This window comes from Streptomyces nanshensis, assembly GCF_001751255.1.
Classification (GTDB): domain Bacteria; phylum Actinomycetota; class Actinomycetes; order Streptomycetales; family Streptomycetaceae; genus Streptomyces; species Streptomyces nanshensis_A.
The window spans coordinates 1-574 of record NZ_LJGW01000473.1; the positions used below are offsets into that span (position 1 = coordinate 1).

At 76.0% G+C, this 574-nt stretch carries 1 protein-coding gene; it reads left to right on the forward strand.

Annotated features, from left to right (window positions below):
• Positions 1–574, forward strand: a 574-nt coding sequence (locus tag AN218_RS37160; RefSeq protein WP_420856029.1) for a coiled-coil domain-containing protein, incomplete at both ends; no start/stop codon positions are given.

The window sequence follows — 574 nt, forward strand, 5'->3', positions numbered from 1 at the left end:
CCGCCCCGCGGATCCCGGCGCCGGCGCGGAGCGCTCGGCCGGCGCCCGCGTCGACCGGCTCTATGCGCAGGCCGAGGCCGCCACCGAGAAGTACAACGCGGCGGCCGAGAGCGCACGCGAGCTGCAACGCCAGGTCGAGTACGCGCAGGAGAACGCCGCGCGGAAGCAGGAGCGCGTCAACCGCCTCCGCTCCGCGCTCGCTTCGGTCGCCGGCGCGCAGTACCGCTCGGGCGGCATCGATCCCTCCGTGGCCCTGATGCTCACCGAGGACGCGGACGGCTATCTCGACAAGGCCGCCACCCTCGACCGCATCGGCAGCCGTCAGGAGGCGAAGCTGCGCCGGCTCAACAGCGCCGAGCGCGCCCTGCGGCAGCAGCGTGCCGAGGCGGACGCCAAGCTCGCGCACCTGGAACGGGAGCGGGCCGCGCGCAAGCACCACAAGAAGGCCGTACTGAAGAAGCTCCGCGAGGCACGCGCCGTCCTGCGCGAACTCTCCCCCTCCGAGCGCGCCGAGCGGGACCGCGCCTCGCGCGCGGACGGCCGCGACGCCGCGTCCGTGCCGGGCGCGGGCGCG